Annotated in this window: 15 protein-coding genes; 11 read left to right on the top strand and 4 right to left on the bottom strand. The window is 55.6% G+C overall.

The annotated features are described in order from the left end of the window. Window positions 1-531: plasmid mobilization protein (locus C8N36_RS24520; RefSeq protein WP_245910814.1), on the top strand; the 531-nt coding region annotated here is incomplete at its 5' end. Window positions 532-610: 79 nt separating this feature from the next. Beyond that, window positions 611-853, top strand: a complete 243-nt coding sequence (locus tag C8N36_RS24365) for a hypothetical protein (RefSeq protein WP_176527096.1) — start codon at window positions 611-613, stop codon at window positions 851-853. A 77-nt stretch (window positions 854-930) separates the two neighbouring features. Here C8N36_RS24365 and C8N36_RS24185 read toward each other — a convergent pair whose 3' ends face one another. After that, window positions 931-1,167 (bottom strand): hypothetical protein, encoded by a 237-nt coding sequence (locus C8N36_RS24185; RefSeq protein ID WP_170125871.1) that lies wholly within the window; start codon window positions 1,165-1,167, stop codon window positions 931-933. A 591-nt stretch (window positions 1,168-1,758) separates the two neighbouring features. On the opposite strand from C8N36_RS24185, the gene C8N36_RS13675 reads away from it, so the two are divergent. Beyond that, window positions 1,759-3,699 (top strand): DUF3604 domain-containing protein, encoded by a 1,941-nt coding sequence (locus C8N36_RS13675; RefSeq protein WP_097805084.1) that lies wholly within the window; start codon window positions 1,759-1,761, stop codon window positions 3,697-3,699. 101 nt (window positions 3,700-3,800) lie between these two features. On the opposite strand, the gene C8N36_RS13670 is transcribed toward C8N36_RS13675, so the two are convergent. Together C8N36_RS13670 and C8N36_RS13665 are read right to left on the bottom strand one after the other, a co-directional pair. Further along, complete coding sequence (locus tag C8N36_RS13670; protein WP_097805085.1) at window positions 3,801-4,859, bottom strand: ABC transporter ATP-binding protein; 1,059 nt, start codon at window positions 4,857-4,859, stop codon at window positions 3,801-3,803. Between the two features lie 16 nt (window positions 4,860-4,875). After that, a complete protein-coding gene (locus C8N36_RS13665; protein WP_097805086.1) occupies window positions 4,876-5,667 on the bottom strand; it encodes an IclR family transcriptional regulator in 792 nt (263 codons plus the stop codon). Between the two features lie 152 nt (window positions 5,668-5,819). Between C8N36_RS13665 and C8N36_RS13660 the strand changes: the two genes are divergently transcribed. The 8 genes from C8N36_RS13660 to C8N36_RS13625 all read left to right on the top strand — a co-directional run bounded on the left by C8N36_RS13660 (window position 5,820) and on the right by C8N36_RS13625 (window position 15,346). Beyond that, the gene (locus tag C8N36_RS13660) at window positions 5,820-7,070 is read left to right on the top strand and encodes an ABC transporter substrate-binding protein (RefSeq protein WP_245910813.1); all 1,251 of its coding nucleotides are present in this window, start codon (window positions 5,820-5,822) and stop codon (window positions 7,068-7,070) included. A gap of 106 nt (window positions 7,071-7,176) precedes the next feature. Next, window positions 7,177-8,082, top strand: coding sequence for a carbohydrate ABC transporter permease (locus C8N36_RS13655; protein WP_097805087.1), 906 nt, complete (start codon window positions 7,177-7,179; stop codon window positions 8,080-8,082). Window positions 8,083-8,196: 114 nt separating this feature from the next. Continuing rightward, window positions 8,197-9,045: a carbohydrate ABC transporter permease gene (locus tag C8N36_RS13650; protein WP_097805088.1), complete on the top strand. Its 849-nt coding sequence runs from the start codon at window positions 8,197-8,199 to the stop codon at window positions 9,043-9,045. Next, entirely contained in the window at window positions 9,042-11,102 is a 2,061-nt protein-coding gene (locus C8N36_RS13645; protein WP_097805089.1) for an alpha-galactosidase, read from the top strand. The genes C8N36_RS13650 and C8N36_RS13645 overlap by 4 nt, the downstream gene beginning before the upstream one ends. Continuing rightward, entirely contained in the window at window positions 11,099-12,007 is a 909-nt protein-coding gene (locus C8N36_RS13640) for a 2-dehydro-3-deoxygalactonokinase (RefSeq protein ID WP_097805090.1), read from the top strand. The genes C8N36_RS13645 and C8N36_RS13640 overlap by 4 nt, the downstream gene beginning before the upstream one ends. After that, the gene (locus C8N36_RS13635; RefSeq protein WP_097805091.1) at window positions 12,004-12,609 is read left to right on the top strand and encodes a 2-dehydro-3-deoxy-6-phosphogalactonate aldolase; all 606 of its coding nucleotides are present in this window, start codon (window positions 12,004-12,006) and stop codon (window positions 12,607-12,609) included. Before C8N36_RS13640 ends, C8N36_RS13635 begins: the two co-directional genes overlap by 4 nt. Next, entirely contained in the window at window positions 12,606-14,540 is a 1,935-nt protein-coding gene (locus tag C8N36_RS13630) for a beta-galactosidase (protein ID WP_097805092.1), read from the top strand. Before C8N36_RS13635 ends, C8N36_RS13630 begins: the two co-directional genes overlap by 4 nt. Next, entirely contained in the window at window positions 14,537-15,346 is an 810-nt protein-coding gene (locus C8N36_RS13625; RefSeq protein ID WP_097805093.1) for a shikimate dehydrogenase, read from the top strand. Before C8N36_RS13630 ends, C8N36_RS13625 begins: the two co-directional genes overlap by 4 nt. Here the strand turns inward: C8N36_RS13625 and rlmN are convergent. Beyond that, window positions 15,343-16,533 (bottom strand): dual-specificity RNA methyltransferase RlmN, encoded by a 1,191-nt coding sequence (rlmN, locus tag C8N36_RS13620; protein WP_097805094.1) that lies wholly within the window; start codon window positions 16,531-16,533, stop codon window positions 15,343-15,345. The two genes, C8N36_RS13625 and rlmN, sit on opposite strands and share 4 nt — an antisense overlap. Between the last annotated feature and the right edge of the window lie 40 nt (window positions 16,534-16,573).

Genomic DNA, 16,573 nt, shown 5'->3' with positions numbered 1-16,573 from the left:
GCCATTCAGCACTGGGTTGGAAAAGCCCCGTCGCTTTCGAACGCAAGGTGGCTTAAACGAGCACTAGGAGCGGCACTAAAACGTGACAGGTCCAATGCTAGGCCAGCGACCTTTGAGCCGGGACCTTGCGAGGGGCCCCAAGCCTCCCCTTTGAACCCCAACCAACCTGCCACGAAGGCAGGTGCAGCTGCAAAACCAGAAGCGGTGTTCTTCTATTGTTCGTCTACAGAGAAGGCGCTGATCCGGCAGGCGGCCAAAGATCGCGGCCTGTCCATGTCTGCCTTCCTTCGAGAGCTTGCTACCGGCACGGAACCAAAGCGGCGGCACCAGTTGCCACGTGTCGATCATCCCGCCTTGATGCTGGCCGTGTCGCGCCATGTCGGCAATCTCAATCAGGTGACGCGGTGGCTGAACACGGCGTTGAATGCTGGCCAAGCGTCACAGATTGATGCGCTGCGCGTCACCACCGCGCTCGTTGGGATCGAGCGGCAGTTGGAACAGAACATTGCCACACACTGCGAGGCGTCTTGATGCTGATCAAGTTCTTTCCTAACGGCAAAGGTGGCGGTGCTGGACAGGTTGACTATCTGACCCCGCACTGTCCTTGCCTATGATGAGAGCCGCGATCTGCCCTCACAAATGGAGCTACCGCGCTGGTGTGATCAGCTTTGGCGAGGGTGACCAGCCAAGTGGCGAAGAGCCGCGGCAGGTCATGATCGCTTCGAAGAACTGGCTTTCGCTGGTCTGGATGGCGACCGATACGCTTGTAAGTGGGTCCGGTACACGCACGAAGACCGCGTCGAGCTACATTTCCGCATACCGCGCATGGAATTGCACAGCGGGCGAAGCCTGAACATAGCACTCCCAGGTTACGAACGTGCCTTCGATAGTCTGCGCGATCTGATGAACAAGGAACACGACTGGGCCGATCTAATGGATGCCGCTCGCACAGCCGAGCCAAAGCAACACCCGGGTGTCCACGCCAGTTGCGCCCCCAGCATTGACCCTCAGATACTTGTCTTCGAGAGCTGCCATGATCTCTTGGGAAAAGCTTGTCCGGTTAAGCGATGCCATTTCTTCGACCCCATTTTTGAGGCCGACAGGAAGCATCAGCATGAACTGAAACGGTGTGTTTTCATTCACTCGAACACCACGGAGGAATTCCATTCTTGGTTAACCGACAATTTATGTCCGTATTCGGGTTGGGCAAATGGGACCGTGATGAAGATTGCACCGGTCAAGGTGATCCTGCCTGCCGATGTCGGAGCCTCTGGTGTAGACCGAAGTTGGTGATCCTCGCCGTCAAATGTATCGAGAAAAGCGACCGGTCATATCTTAAGGTGAAGATTTGGGACCACCGGTTGGCTCAGGACTGAAAACTGTTGCCTGATTACAGCGCGCGATACGCACGGATTGCCCGACAATTCGAGCATTGAACTTGTATCGGGTGCAGCAGCTTTGGCAGGCTCTTGGGCGCATTACGTCCAACGTACTGTCCGCCGGATTGATATGAATCAATTGCGGGCGATGCATTCTGGCTATGTTTTGGGCAACAGTTCAACGGACTGATTTGGCTTTGATTTTGCGGCCTATTTCTCTTTGGCACTAGGCTGTCGCACCATTCGGTTGAGCGGCCACGCAACCAATTAACCAGATCCATTTTTACAGAGTAATTTGCCCGATGCGGGACTTGTGCTAGCCTAATGGGAATACGTTCAAGGATGGAAGATCGAAACGACTAAAAAACGGGGAAAAAATATGACACGATCAAATTTTCTAGCCTGCTCAACAGCAATTTTGATGTTGATCGGCGGCGCTAGCACGGCCCAGGAAATCCAAGCTGAAGAGGGGCAACTTGACGGGTTGTTTCCCTCTGACGCTCCTTATTCACCTTATGTTAATCGCACCTTCCCGGAACGCCCTCTTTGGGGCGATAGCCATTTGCACACATCCCTTTCTATGGACGCGGGTGGTTTTGGAAACCGTTTGGGGCTTCGCGCAGCCTACCGCGTTGCCCGCGGTGAGCAGGTGACAGCATCCTCAGGGCAGGAAATCCGGCTCAGCAGACCTCTTGATTGGCTTGCGATCACGGATCACTCCGACGGAATGGGTATGATCGGCGATATTTTAGCGAATGCTCCGATCGTGACCCAATACGAACAGGGGGCCAGATGGGCCAAAGGGTTTGGTGCCGGAGGTGAGGAAGCCGTCGCGGCGACGCTTGATCTGATTACGACCTTTTCTCAAGGCGATATGGACCCGGAAATGTTCGCCAACTATTCGCCCGGTGCCCGCCGGTATGCCACGATTTGGGATGACGTGATAAATGCGGCGGAAGAGTTTAACGAACCCGGCGCTTTCACGGCCTTCATTGGTTTTGAGTGGACGTCCTTAGAACAGGGCGCAAATCTACATCGCAACGTTATTTTCCGGGATGGTCCTGACCGCGCCCGCCAGGTTATCCCTTACACAACCCAAGCGCCCATAGGCAGCAATGATCCCCTGGATTTGTACAAATACCTCGAAGACTATGAGGCCAAGACCAATGGCGCGACGATGGCATTTGCCCATAATGGCAACCTGTCTAACGGTATCATGTTCCCGATGGATGCGCAGTTTACCGGTCGGGCAATCGACCAGCTCTATGTTGAGCAACGCGCCAAATGGGAGCGAACCTACGAAGTCACCCAGATCAAAGGTGACGGGGAGGCCCATCCATTTTTGTCACCCGATGACGCGTTCGCGGACTATGGAAATTGGGACTATGGAAATCTGGACCTAACCGAGGCAAAGACCAACGAAATGCTGGCAGGTGAATATGCCCGCGAAGCTTTGAAAAACGGCATGCTTCTTGAGGCCAAGTTCGGGACCAACCCATATAAATTTGGTCTGGTTGGCGCGACCGATTCCCACAATTCACTGCCAGCTATCGAAGAGAACAATTTCTTTGGCAAGCACGCGGGTTATGAGCCCTCTCCCGAACGGCTGACACACCCGTTCATGAAGACGGACAAAGGTGAGATTTTCAGTTGGCAGCAAGTTGCATCCGGTCTTACTGCCGTTTGGGCCCATGAAAATACACGCGCCAGTCTGTTCGACGCGATGGACCGCAAAGAAGTTTATGGCACCACGGGCCCGCGCATGGCTGTGCGGTTCTTTGGCGGGTATGATTTCAATGACTCCGATCTGAACACCCGTGAGGTTTCGGCAGTTGGCTATGCAAAAGGTGTTCCGATGGGTGCCGATTTGACCGCTCCCCCAGAGGAAGGTAAAGCGCCGAATTTCCTGATAGCAGCGCTGCGCGATCCAATCGGGGCCAATCTTGATCGGGTACAGGTCATCAAAGGCTGGGTCGATGCTGACGGCAACACACAGGAAAAAGTGTATGACGTGGTTTGGTCGGATGGTCGTGAGATTGACGCCGACGGCAAGCTTCCCGCCGTGGGCAGCACGGTTGATGTTGCAACGGCGACTTGGGCGAACACAATCGGAACATCGGAATTGATCACGGTCTGGAGCGACCCTGACTTTGACGCGAACGAGCGGGCTTTTTACTACGCTCGGGTGCTCGAAATCCCAACGCCGCCTTGGTACCTTTATGATGTTGTCAAATACGGTCTTGAGGCTCCGGAAGGTGCACCATTGGAGCAACAAGAGCGGGCCTATACTTCGCCAATCTGGTATACGCCAAAAGGTTAACCCGAGGCGTTTAAGGGGCTAAGACTGGCGGAAAATGCAACAGGCCAGCCTCATGGGGCTGGCCTGTTTGTTGTGGTCGGGTGTTTTGCTGTTTGCGAAGACTAGCGGAGACGTTGTTCGGTTTCTCCGTCAAAGAACATTGTATTCTCCAAGGCAAAGTCGATTGTTACCTTCGATCCTTCGGCAATTTCTTCGTCGCTATCCGTTTCAACGGTGATTTTGTCGCCGCTGGCGGTCAGCAAATAGTCATATGCCACCCCCCCCAAACGTTCACGGATATACAGCGTAAGATCGTCGCTCGCTTCGGATATTGTCATGTGCTGTGGACGCACGCCGACGAGGACGGGCTTGCCTTCGGCTGGCAGGGGGACATTGGCGTCAATCGTGCGGCTCAATTCGGTCAGGCGCACTTTGCCGCCCTCCACAACGCCCCGCAGAAAGTTCATCGAAGGTGATCCGATAAATCCAGCGACAAACCTGTTGTCGGGATTCTTATAAAGCTCCATCGGCGATCCGACTTGTTCGATCACACCAGCGCGTAGGACCACAATCTTGTCCGCCAAGGTCATCGCTTCGACCTGATCATGTGTTACATAGATCATTGTCGCGCCGATTTCCTTGTGCAAACGGGCGATTTCAACCCGCATGTCCACGCGCAATTCAGCGTCCAGATTGGACAATGGTTCATCAAATAGAAAGACTTCCGGCCCGCGCACAATGGCACGGCCAATCGCAACCCGCTGCCGCTGACCGCCTGACAACGCCTTTGGCTTGCGCTTGAGGTAGTCATCCAGTTTTAGAATCCGGCTCGCTTCGTCAACCTTGGCTTTAACTTCGGCCTTGGGGACTTTGTTCATTTTCAGGCCAAAGCCCATGTTCTCTTCGACCGTCATATGCGGGTAGAGCGCGTAGGTCTGAAAGACCATCGCCACGCCGCGATCAGCAGCGTCCATATGCGTCACGTCGCGTCCGCCAATACTGATCTGGCCGCCACTGGTTTCCTCAAGGCCTGCGATCATCCGCAGCAAAGTGGATTTTCCGCAGCCCGAGGGGCCAACGAAAACGCAAAATTCGCCTTCACTGATTTGCAGATCCACATTGTGGATGACCTGCGTGGTGCCATATTTCTTCACAGCATTGTTGAGCGTGACGCCAGACATTGTGGTCTCCTAGAGATTAGGTTGGGAACTGCCAGGATTCGGCAGCCTCAGCGATCTTTTGTGCGGTTTTGGTTAGGGCGGGGCGGAGCTTGGTCAGCTCTTCGAGTGTTTTTAGCTGTGTCGACGTGGTGATTGACATGGCCCCCAGAACCCTGCCGGTCGAGCCAAGAATTGGAGCGGAAATGCAAATAATACCGGGTTCATGTTCTTCGCGGTCAAAGGCGATGCCCTCGCGGCGAATTTCATCCAATTCCGTGCGAAAAGCCTCGGCGGTGGCGATTGTTTTGGGGGTGTGGACATAAAAGGATTGGCGCAAAATGACGGCTTCACGGGCTTTTTCGTCCAGATGCGCGATCATCGCCTTGCCAACGCCTGTGCAATAGCCGGGGCCGACTTTGCCAGCTGCGGAAAACATTTCGATGGGCTTCAGGGCGTTTCGTTTGTCGACATACAAAACCTGTCCCTCATCAAGCTGCGCCAGATGGATCGTCTCACCGACTTCGCGTGATAGATCATCCAAGAAGGGGCGGGCGATCGGAGCGAGCGAGCTTTGCTGCCATGCGGCATGGGCAAGACGCACCAACCGGAGGCCGGGGGAGTAAGTTTGGCTTGATTCGTCGTAGGCCAGCATGCCCTGATTGGTTAACGTCTGAACCAAGCGATACAGCGTTGCCTTGGGATGCGGAGATTCGCCGAGTAATTCGCCAAAGCGCACGGGGCGGCCTTTGGCAGCAACCAAATCCAGCACTTCCAATGCTTTACCGACTGTTCCGTCGCCGGACCTTGTCGGTTTAACCTGGCTATTCATAAGCGTCTCCTCCCGCCCTTCCGTCTGCGGCCAGCAACGGAAGTGTTGACAGTCCTAACCCGAATCCGACATAGTTTCAATAGTTGGAAACATGTTTCATTATTTGGAACCAAATTGTGAGACACCCGACAACAAGCAATTGGGAGGAAACCATGCTTAAGAAATTCGCTTCGGTTGCAGGCGCACTCGCCCTGTCGACTGCCCTCGTGACGCCGGCAATGGCCGAACTGAGCGGCAAACTCCGTATCATGTCTGATATGTCTAACCCCGCACCACGTGCGATCATGGAAGGTCTTGCAGCCGACTTTGATGCGATGCACCCCGACCTTGAGGTCGAAGTCGAGATCGTTGACCGCGAGGCCTGGAAAAGCCAGATCCGCAACGCACTGACCGCAGACGCGCCGGATGTGATCAACTGGTACGCCGCAAACCGCATGGGTCCATACGTAAATGCAGGCCTGTTCGAGGATATCTCGGATATGTACGCAAACGGTGATCTACCCGGTCTGGACAGCGTCAAAGGCGCGATGACCTTGGACGGTAAGCAGTGGGGCGTTCCCTATACTTACTATCAGTGGGGCATCTATTACCGCGAAGATATTTTCAAAGAGTTGGGTCTGTCCGAGCCGACAACTTTTGACGAAGAAATCGCCAACTGCGCCAAGATCCTCGAATCCGGCCGCAAGTGTTATACCATCGGTTCCAAGTACCTTTGGACCGCTGGCGGTTGGTTCGACTACATGAACATGCGCACCAACGGTTTTGATTTCCACATGCAGCTGGCCACCGGCCAAGCGTCTTGGACATCCGACGAAGTGCGCGCAACCTTCGCCAATTGGCGCAAGCTGATCGACATGGGCGCGTTCATCGACGATCACCAGACGTACAGCTGGCAAGAAGCGCTCCCCTTCTTTGTTAAGGGCGAAGCGACGGCCTATCTGATGGGGAACTTTGTTGTACCGCATCTGCGCGAAGGCGGCCTGACTGATGATCAGATCGATTTCTATCAGTTCCCGAAAATCGCGGATGTTCCGATGGGCGAAGATGCCCCGACCGACACGTTCCACATCGCATCGGCTGCACAAAACAAAGAAGCGGCACGTGCCTTCCTTCAGTATGTGACATCAGCCGACGTGCAGACAGAAATCAACGCCGGTTCCGGTTTGGGCCAGCTGCCTGTCAACTCAGCTTCGTCGGTAGATGACGACGAATTCCTGAACCAGGGCTTCGAGATGCTGTCGAACAACGCCACAGGCGGGATCGCTCAGTTCTTTGATCGTGATTTCCCTGCGGAAATGGCTTCGATCGGCATGGAAGGTTTGCAGGAATTCATGGTGTTCCCAGACAATCTGGACGACATCCTGAACCGTCTCGAATCCGCGCGCGGTCGCATCTACAAATAATTCTGCTTTGCGCCCTGCCAATATCGGCGGGGCGCATTCTTTTTGGTGAATCCGCAAGCCGCAAGCGTCGGTTTTCGCATTCACCGGTTCTGTGGGAGGACAAGATATGAGCACAGCCAACCAAAGCTGGGCCAAGCGAAACCGCATGACGATCACGCCCTTGCTTTTCTTGCTGCCGGGCATATTGTTTTTCGTCGCCTATGTGGTTTTCCCGATTTTCCAAAGCTTCAACATCTCGCTGTATGAGTGGGATGGTTTGGGCGAGGCGACTTATATTGGTGCCGGAAACTATCAAGAGTTGCTGACCGACAGGAACTTTGAAATCTCGCTATGGAACAACGTCAAATGGCTGGTCTTGTACTTGTTGGCGATTCCGGCGGGCCTGTTGATTGCGCTTTTGCTGAACCAGACTGTGCCGGGAATACGGCTTTACAAGTCGCTGTTTTTCTTTCCGTTTGTGATTTCGCAAGTTGTCGTTGGTCTGGTGTTTTCGTGGTTCTATCTGCCGCGTGTTGGACTTTTAAATGCTTTGCTGACTTCGCTTGGATTAGAGTCAATCAACGTCTTGGGTGATCCAACACTGGCGACTTATGGCATCATTGCCGCCGGTCTTTGGCCGCAAACGGCTTATTGTATGATCCTCTATCTGACTGGTTTGAATGCGGTAGATCCCGAGCAGGTCGAAGCTGGCCGCCTAGACGGAGCTAAAGGGGTTAAAATGCTTTGGTATGTGATCCTGCCCCAACTGCGTCCGGCAACATTTATCGCCTTTGTTGTGACGATCATTGGGGCACTGCGATCATTCGATTTGATTTCGATTATGACCAACGGTGGACCGTTTGGGTCGACACGCGTGTTGTCTTTCTACATGTTCGAAAAGGCCCTGTCGGAATATGGATTCCGCATGGGATACGGTTCCGCGATTGCCGTTGTCTTGTTCTTTATCATGTTGTTCTTCATCGCCTATTTCTTGTGGTCGATGTACCGCGACGAGCGGGAGGCCCGGCGATGAAGCATTTCGACATTCAAGGCTTGTCCAGGGTTCCAGGTTCGGGAGCCTCCGGCGGGAGTTTATCTGGCAAGATGAAGCACGGACGCGGCGCGTTCGGCACAGCGGAGGTCTGAGATGTTTCCTAAACCTATTCAAAAGCAGTCGCGCGCGGCGCAGATCACTTATCAATCGCTATTGCCGTTGGCGCTGATCATGTGGCTTTTGCCGCTGCTAGCTGTTGGCCTGTTTTCAGTCCGACCGCTGTCGGATTTCACCAACGGCAATTATTGGGGCATGCCCTCCTCCTTTGAGTTTTTTAACAATTACGGCAGGGTTTTCTTTGAATCCGATATGCCGCGGTACTTGTGGAACTCGGTTTTGATCACGGTCCCGACTGTGGTTGGTGCTGTAGCCTTGTCTTGCATGACCGGTTTTGCGCTGGGAATTTACCGGTTCAAAGGTAATCTGCTGATCTTTTTCATGTTTATTGCGGGCAACTTTGTGCCGTTTCAAATCCTGATGGTTCCGGTGCGTGATCTGACTGTTTCGGCGGGGCTCTATGACACGAAACTGGGCCTGATCTTGTTCCATGTGGCCTTTCAAACCGGATTTTGTACGTTGTTTATGCGCAATTTTATCCGGGCATTGCCTTTTGAGCTGATCGAAGCGGCCCGTGTCGAAGGGGTCGCAGAATGGCGGATCTTTTGGTACATCGTACTGCCTTTGATGCGCCCGGCGATTGCAGCGCTCTCAGTCTTGGTCTTTACCTTTATCTGGAACGACTATTTCTGGGCGATTGTTCTGACCCAAGGACCGGATGCGCAACCTGTGACCGCAGGCATCACGTCTTTTAACTCTCAATTCGTGGCGCAATACCATTTGATGAGCGCGGGCAGTATTGTGGCGGCCCTACCGCCGGTTGCCATGTTCTTTATGATGCAGCGCCACTTTATCGCTGGGTTGACGTTGGGGGCGGTTAAGTGAACCCGCGACCAAGGACTTGGCGCATTGATGCGGCTGGCCAGACATTGGTTCTGGCCTCCGAGGGCGACACCCCCGCAGCTGTGTATTGGGGGCCAAGCTTGCCAGAGTGCGACTTGGCCGCCGTTGCTGCGCAAGCGCAGACGGATGTGACAGGCGGTATGATGGATCGCCTGCCTCCGATCTCGCTTTGCCCCGTCGAAGGGGACAGCCTGCATGCGCAGCCCGCGTTGGTGGCCTATCGGGCTGGCCAAATGCTTCGACCTCAATTCGAATTGATCACCGGCGATGGGCTGTCTTTTGCGATGCGTGATGAGGCGCTAGGGTTAAGCCTAAGCGTTAACTTTGAAGTCATCGGGGGCGTTATCCAAGCGCAATCAACGCTCCAAGCGGACGAACCGATTGTTGTACACCACTTTGCAGCGCCGGTTTTGCCGGGACCGCAATCAGGGGAGATACAGCATTTTTCCGGTCGCTGGATCGGCGAGTTTCAAATGCAAAGCAACCCGTGGCGGCCCGGTGTCTTTCAGCGGGAGTCCCGTTCCGGCCGATCGGGGCATGAACACCCCCCGCTGGCGTTTTTCTGCGAAGAAGGCTGCACAAACACCCAAGGCACAGCGTTTGGCATGCATTACGGATGGCCCGGAGGTCATGTCATGCTGGCCGAAGAACTGCCGGACGGCCGCCGTCAAATCCAGTGGGGACATGCGACCGGCACGCAGGTGCAGGGGACCCGATTTGAAACGGCTCCTTTGCTTTTGAGCGTTTCGGTAGGCGGTTTGAATGGGTGTGGGGTCTCCTTTCAGCGCCATATTCGCGATCATACGGTGACTTGGCCCAAGCCTGACGCGCCGCGCCCTGTGCATTATAACTGCTGGGAAGCGATCTATTTCGACCATGATTTGGAGACGCTAAAAGACATTGCCGACCGCGCCGCAGATCTGGGCGCGGAGCGGTTCGTGCTGGATGATGGTTGGTTCGGCACTAGGGACGACGATACCAGCAGTCTTGGGGATTGGGAGATTGATCCACGCAAATGGCCCGATGGTTTGGCACCGATTATAGAGCATCTTGCCAGCCTTGGTATGGTGTTCGGCCTGTGGTTCGAACCCGAGATGGTCAATGTGAACAGTAATTTGGCTCGTGCGCATCCCGAATGGATTTTGGGCCGCGTGGATCAAATTGAAGGTCGCCAACAGCGGGTGCTGGACATGGCGCGTGCCGAGGTGCGTGACTATCTTTTCGATAAGATCAGTGCGGTTCTGTCAACACATGACATCGACTATATCAAATGGGACCATAACCGGTTGCTTCCGGTACCAGACGCCGCGCAAGCCAATGGCACGCTTGAACTCATGCACCGTTTGCGCAAAGCGCATCCGCAGGTTGAAATTGAAAGCTGCGCCTCGGGTGGGGGCCGTATTGATAGCGGTATAATGACCCACACCCAACGAGTCTGGCTGTCTGATAGCAATGATGCGCTTGAGCGTTTGCGAATTCAGCATGAGGCGGCTTTGCTGTTGCCTTTGGCGGTGACGGGCTCACATGTCGGGCCGCGCAGGTGTCATACGTCGGGCCGCGTTATGGACATCCGGTTCCGTGCTTGGGTTGCCGCGCAGCGTCATATGGGCTTTGAAATGGATCCGCGCGAATTGACGCAAGACGAGGCGCAGGTGCTACGTGATGTCACCACGTGGTGGAAGGACAACCGCAGTTGGATGTGCCGGGCCGATATTTTGCGGCTTGATAGCCACGATCCTTCCGTCCTAGCCGAACAACAATTGGCGGAAGATGGATCACGCTTTGTGGTTTTCTCCGGCAAGGCCACCTCGGGCACCCAAATTCTACCGCGCCCTTTGCGTTTGACCGGGCTGACACCGGATGCCACCTATCGTATCACCCTGAAAAATCGAGGGGATGCACCGGGTTTGTCGCGCGCTACTCCGGCCTTGAAAGAAGGGCCTGTGGAGTTGAACGGCGAATTTTTGATGCGCCATGGCCTTACCCTGCCATGGAGTTTCCCCGAAGCCATGTGGGTCCTTGAGGGAGAGTTGTTGTGAGTGATCTTGCTTGGGTTGCCGTTGATTGGGGCACGTCGCACCTGCGAATTTGGTTGATGGATGCCGGAGGCCAGCCAGTGGGCCACGCAGAGTCTGACAAAGGCATGGGCCGTCTGACAGCCGCCGACTACGAAGGCACTTTGCTGGACCTGATCAGCGGCGCGCTACCAGACACCGGCAAGGTGCCCGTGATCTGTTGCGGTATGGCTGGATCTCGGCAGGGGTGGCGCGAAGCCCCTTATGCAACGGCCCCGTGCGAGCCGCCCGCCATGGGGCAGGCGACGCATGTGCCAACTCAGGATCAACGCATCGACGTTCATATCCTGCCCGGTATCAAACAAGATCGACCTGCCGATGTGATGCGCGGCGAAGAAACCCAGATCGCCGGTTTCTTGACCTGTGAACCAGAGTTTGACGGGGTTCTCTGCCTGCCGGGCACACACAACAAGTGGGTCCACATCAGTGCCAAAGAGGTGGTCAGTTTTCGCACTTTTATGACAGGTGAACTTTTTGCCTTGATTGGTGGCCAATCGGTCTTGCGCCATTCACTGACCGCCGAAGGCTGGGATGACGATGCATTTCTGGCTGCGGTGTCCGAAGGCATGTCGCACCCTGCATCGCTGGCCTGCGATCTGTTTGCCTTACGGGCGGAATCCTTGCTGCATGGGCTGAGCCCCGCTGCGGCCCGTGCCCGCCTGTCCGGTCAGTTGATCGGCATGGAACTGGCTGCTGCCCGCCCATATTGGCTGGGCCGCGACGTCGCGGTTTTGGGCGAAGATGGCATTGCGTCAGCCTATTCTGCGGCGCTGGCGGCCCAAGGGGCTATGCCGCGCGCGATCTGCGCCGAAGACATCACTCTGCGCGGCCTATCAGCCGCCTATGCTACCCTTAAGGATACCCAATGACGCGCGAAATTATCGCTATTCTACGTGGTTTGACACCTGCTGACGCCATAGAAATCACGGACGTTCTGATAGACGCTGGAATCACCAAGATCGAGGTGCCGCTGAACTCGCCTGATCCGTTTGACAGCATTGCGGCGATGCTGGCCCATGCCGGTGATCGTGCGGTCATTGGCGCTGGGACTGTGCTTGAAGTTTCTCAGGTTGAAAAACTGGCCTCAATTGGCGCGCAAATGGTTGTGTCACCGGATGCGTTTCCGGATGTGATCCGTGCAACAAAGGTGGCGGGTATGTTGTCCTTTCCAGGTGTGCTGACCCCAACCGAGGCCTTTAGCGCGCTGCGCAGTGGTGCAGACGGGCTGAAGTTCTTTCCGGGTTTCAAGCTGGGTGTGGAAGGTCTGGCCGCTCTTAAAGCTGTGCTGCCTGCGGGCACAAAAACCTATGCTGTTGGCGGCGCTGGCCCTGCAAATTTCGCAGATTGGGTCACGGCGGGTGCCACGGGTTTCGGCATTGGATCGAACATTTACAAACCGGGCTATACTGCGGACCAAGTTGCCGAAAAGGCAGCGCAAATCGTCACTGCGTATGATGAGGCGATTGGATGAAGCGAACCCTTGGCACCTGCTATTATCCGGAACACTGGCCAGAAGAAATCTGGCAGCAGGACGCCGCGCGTATGGTCGAAGCGGGTCTGACATGGGTCCGTGTCGGTGAATTTGCGTGGTCGCGGATTGAATCCACGCCCGGAGATTTGCAATGGGGATGGTTGGACCGTGCTATCGAGGTCTTGGGAAATGCCGGTTTGCAGGTTGTCTTGGGGACGCCGACAGCGACGCCGCCGCGTTGGGTGCTGGATAAATATCCGGATATGCTGGCCGTCGATGAAAATGGCAACCCGCGCAAGTTTGGTTCGCGCCGGCACTACTGTTTCAGCCATTTCGGATACCTTCAGGAATGCCGCCGTATCGTGACGCTGATGGCCGAACGCTATGGCCGTAACCCGTATGTTGCAGCGTGGCAAACGGACAATGAATACGGCTGTCACGACACAACCATCAGCTATTCCGATGCAGCCCGCTTGGCGTTTCGCGATTGGTTGCGCGCGCGCTATGACAATATCGAGGCGCTGAACGCTGCATGGGGCAATATTTTTTGGTCGATGGAGTATAATTCCTTTGATCAGATCGATTTGCCGAACCTGACTGTGACCGAAGCCAATCCAGCGCATCGTTTGGCATTTCATCGTTTTAGTTCGGATCAGGTCGTGGTGTTCAACCGCGCCCAAACCGATATTATCCGGGTCCATTCAGGTACGCCAATTGCGCATAACTACATGGGCAAAATCACCGATTTTGATCATTACGATGTGGGCGCTGATCTGGATATCGCCAGTTGGGACAGTTATCCGTTGGGCTTTCTTGAGGACCGTGTTGGTGCGGCCCCTGACCAACAGGTGGCTTACGCGCGCCAAGGCGATCCGGATTTTCAAGCCTTTCACCACGATCTTTACCGCGCTGTTGGGGCTGCCAAGGGCAATAAACCGGTTCAAGAGGGTCGCTGGTGGGTGATGGAACAGCAACCTGGTCCAGTCAATTGGGCTCCCTACAATCCGGCCCCCTTGCCCGGAATGGTGCGTCTATGGACATGGGAGGCCTTTGCCCACGGTGCCGAAGCCGTCTGCTATTTTCGCTGGCGTCAAGCGCCCTTTGCCCAAGAGCAGCTTCATGCAGGTATGCTCCGGCCGGACAGTCAGGACGCGCCTGCGATCCATGAGGCGCGGCAGGTTCGTGATGAACTTGTGGAGGCCCCAGAGGTGCAATCGAAACAAGCCCCCGTGGCACTGGTTTTTGACTATGTGTCCGAATGGATGTGGAAGGTGCAACCGCAAGGGCAGGGGCTGAGTTATTTCACCTTGGTTCTGGATACCTATCGGGCCTTGCGGCGTGCAGGTTTGACTGTGGATGTGGTGCCTTTACGGCCTGATGCATTTTCGGGCTACAAGGCGGTATTTGCCCCCGGTTTGATGTATCTGCCGGATGCGGTGAAAGCAGCGCTGACCCAAAGTGACGCTCAGGTGGTTTTGGGCCCGCGCAGCGGGGCTCGGGATGCGGATTTCGTTATGCCACACGCGCCTTTGCCCCCTGCGATTCCGGGTTTGGATGTGACTGTATCGCGGCTGGAAACCCTGCGCCCTGATATGCCGGTTGCATTGGACGGAGGTGGGGCAATCACAGGCTACCTTGAGGAAATTGAAGGCACGGGCGACGTGCTGCTCAAAACCGGAGCGGGCACACCGGTGGCGCTGCGCAATGGCCATTTGACCTATATGGCGGGTTGGGGTGACGCCGAGTGCATGGACAGGTTGATAGCGCGCATTGGCGCGGATGCTGCGTTGACGATCCGGAAACTGCCCACTGGTCTGCGTACCCGCGACACAGAGACCGAACGGTTTTGGTTTAATCACACAACCGTACCAATCGAATTTGAGGGCTTCTCCTTGCCACCCGCAGGTGTTTTGCGGATACCTTTGGCATGAGCATCAAAGTCGGGTTGATTGGGCAGGGAATTGCGGCATCGCGCAGTCCGGCCATGCATATGGCCGAGGCGCAAGCGCAGGGGTTTGCCCTGCGATACGATCTGTTCGACACTGCGATGGATGACCGTCCGCTGGCTGATCTGTTGGATGCAGCGCAGAGTTCTGGCTACGCCGGCTTGAATATCACCTATCCGTTCAAACAGGCTGTGATGCCTTTGTTGGATGGCCTCTCTCCTGTGGCGGAGCGAGTGGGGGCGGTGAACACGGTGCTCTTTGACGGCGGGAGTCGGATTGGTCACAACACCGACTGCCCCGGTTTCGCTCAAAGTGCGACAGAAGGTTTGGTGGATGCACCCATGCAATCGGTGATGCTGATTGGGGCTGGCGGAGCCGGTGTCGCTGTTGCCTATGCTCTCAAGGATTTGGGAGTCCAAACCCTATTGATCTTTGATCAAAATAACCAAATGGCGGTTGATTTGGCTGCCCGTATTGGGGCCGGTACCCGCGCCGCAAAAGATCTGTCCGCGCTTGAACAATGTGACGGGGTGGTGAACGCAACCCCTGTGGGCATGGCGTCACATCCCGGCACAGCCATGGATACCGGCTTGCTCCGTTCCGACCAATGGGTCGCTGACATTGTCTACTTTCCGCTTGAAACGCAACTGCTCCGAGACGCATGTGCCAAAGGCTGCCAAACCCTGTCAGGGGCCGGTATGGCCGTGCATCAGGCCGCGCTGAGTTTCGAACATTTCACCGGCTGCAAAGCCGATCCCGTTCGCATGCGCGCGACCTTCGAGTCGTTTTAGCCCTTAAGCCCTGCTTCGGCTTCGATCTGTTTGCGTGACTTGCGGGCGCGTTCGGTGGCCGATTTCAGCTGGCCACAGGCGGCCATGATGTCTTCGCCGCGGGGTTTGCGAATGGGCGAGGCAAAGCCCGCTTGATAGATGATATTCGCAAACGCATGGATGCGGTTGTTCGAGCTGCGCTTGTAGGGCGCGCCGGGCCATTCGTTGAACGGGATCAAGTTGATCTTCGCCGGAATGTTGTGATCCTTGATAAGCGCGATCAGGCGATACGCGTCATCGTCGGTGTCATTCACCCCGTTCAGCATTACATATTCAAAGGTGATACGTTCCGAATTTGACACCTTGGGATAGCTTGCCAAAGCCTGCAATAGCTCTTCGATATTCCAGCGTTTGTTGATCGGAACCAGTTTGTCGCGGACCTCATCCGTTGTGGCATGGAACGAGATCGCCAGCAGACAACCGATTTCTTCGGCGGTACGCGCGATTTCTGGCACAACACCAGAGGTCGAAAGCGTGATCCGGCGGCGCGACAACTGAATACCCTCCGGGTCCATAGCGATTTTCATCGCATCGCGCACGTTGTCAAAATTATAGAGCGGCTCGCCCATGCCCATCAGCACAATGTTCGACAACAGGCGCGTTTCGTCTTTGGGGGCACCGGGCACTGGCCATTCATCCAGATCGTCGCGGGCCATCATAACCTGGCCGATGATTTCACCGGCAGTCAGGTTGCGCACCAGTTTTTGGGTTCCGGTATGGCAAAACGAGCAGGTCAACGTGCAGCCAACCTGAGAGGAAATGCACAATGTACCGCGCGAATCCTCGGGGATGTAGACGACCTCAACCTCGTGACCGCCCGCGATGCGGACCAGATATTTTCGGGTGCCATCTTCGGATACCTGTTTCGAGACCACTTCGGGAATCTCGATCACAAATTTCTCGTCCAGCATGGCGCGGTAGTCTTTGGCCAGATTGGTCATGCTGGCGAAATCGCGCACGCCCCATTGGTAAATCCATTGCCAGATTTGCCCAACTCGCATCTTGGCTTGCTTTTCCTTCGTGCCAGCCTCGATCAACACGTCGCGCATTTGGGCGCGTGTCAGGCCAACAAGATTGGTGCGGCCACCTTCGGGCAGCTTGCGCGGAATGGTCATTACGTCCTGAGTGATCGGCGCGTCGGCGGGCATGGCTGGAATCTCTGTCTTTGGGTTTGGGAGGTCGAAACGC

Source organism: Pelagimonas varians, assembly GCF_003208435.1.
GTDB classification, from domain to species: Bacteria; Pseudomonadota; Alphaproteobacteria; order Rhodobacterales; family Rhodobacteraceae; genus Pelagimonas; species Pelagimonas varians.
The sequence above is the reverse complement of the archived record's forward strand: the minus strand, read 5'-3'. Positions and strand labels throughout refer to the sequence as shown.

Coding starts and splice junctions, on each gene's coding strand:
- C8N36_RS13650 (WP_097805088.1), top strand. CDS start 8,197: ATGTTTCCTAAACCTATTCAAAAGCAGTCGCGCGCGGCGCAGATCACT.
- C8N36_RS24365 (WP_176527096.1), top strand. CDS start 611: ATGATGAGAGCCGCGATCTGCCCTCACAAATGGAGCTACCGCGCTGGT.
- C8N36_RS13660 (WP_245910813.1), top strand. CDS start 5,820: ATGCTTAAGAAATTCGCTTCGGTTGCAGGCGCACTCGCCCTGTCGACT.
- C8N36_RS13655 (WP_097805087.1), top strand. CDS start 7,177: ATGAGCACAGCCAACCAAAGCTGGGCCAAGCGAAACCGCATGACGATC.
- C8N36_RS13625 (WP_097805093.1), top strand. CDS start 14,537: ATGAGCATCAAAGTCGGGTTGATTGGGCAGGGAATTGCGGCATCGCGC.
- C8N36_RS13670 (WP_097805085.1), bottom strand. CDS start 4,859: ATGTCTGGCGTCACGCTCAACAATGCTGTGAAGAAATATGGCACCACG.
- C8N36_RS13635 (WP_097805091.1), top strand. CDS start 12,004: ATGACGCGCGAAATTATCGCTATTCTACGTGGTTTGACACCTGCTGAC.
- C8N36_RS24185 (WP_170125871.1), bottom strand. CDS start 1,167: ATGGAATTCCTCCGTGGTGTTCGAGTGAATGAAAACACACCGTTTCAG.
- C8N36_RS13630 (WP_097805092.1), top strand. CDS start 12,606: ATGAAGCGAACCCTTGGCACCTGCTATTATCCGGAACACTGGCCAGAA.
- C8N36_RS13665 (WP_097805086.1), bottom strand. CDS start 5,667: ATGAATAGCCAGGTTAAACCGACAAGGTCCGGCGACGGAACAGTCGGT.
- C8N36_RS13675 (WP_097805084.1), top strand. CDS start 1,759: ATGACACGATCAAATTTTCTAGCCTGCTCAACAGCAATTTTGATGTTG.
- rlmN (WP_097805094.1), bottom strand. CDS start 16,533: ATGCCCGCCGACGCGCCGATCACTCAGGACGTAATGACCATTCCGCGC.